This is a genomic window from Pseudomonas sp. P5_B2 (assembly GCF_056400445.1).
This window is the reverse complement of the sequence record NZ_JBFULH010001435.1, coordinates 1-591: the sequence shown is the minus strand read 5'-3', so window position 1 is coordinate 591 and position 591 is coordinate 1. Positions and strand designations below refer to the sequence as shown.

Annotated in this window: 1 protein-coding gene; it reads left to right on the top strand. The window is 53.7% G+C overall.

All coding sequences use genetic code 11. The annotated features are described in order from the left end of the window. Positions 1-567, top strand: a 567-nt coding sequence (locus tag AC1DRJ_RS31680) for a diguanylate cyclase (RefSeq protein WP_477805568.1), incomplete at its 5' end; no start/stop codon positions are given. Positions 568-591 lie beyond the last annotated feature (24 nt).

Here is a 591-nt window from a genome sequence, read left to right as displayed (position 1 = left end):
GCCATGGACATCACTGAACGTAAGGCGGCTGAAGAAGTCATCCGCAAACTGGCTTTCTACGACCGAATGACCGGTTTGCCAAACCGCCGAATGATGGAAGATCGGCTGGGACAACTGATCGCGCTCGCCAAACGGGAAGAACGTAAGCTGTCGTTACTGTTTATTGACCTGGACAAGTTCAAGGCGGTCAATGACCAACACGGGCATGAGGCCGGAGATTGGTTATTGGCCCAGGTCGCATCCCGTATGGGGTCTGTACTGCGCGAGTCTGATACCGCCTCGCGAATTGGCGGTGATGAATTCGTCATCCTCCTGCCGGATGCCCGGAGTGCAGAAGATGCCGTTGTGGTCGCGGAGAAAATCCGCCTGATACTTGAACARCCTTTTGTCATGGATAACGGTGTAACACTCTTCATTTCATCAAGTATCGGCGTGGTGATATATCCCGACTTGGCTGACAATTTGCGCGATTTGCTGCGCTATGGCGACGAAGCCATGTACCGCGCCAAGAGGGGGGGCAGGAATGCCGTCGAGGTGTTTACCCTGTTGCAACTGACCGAAAACTGACCCAGGTGTTCAACTGCTTCTGTT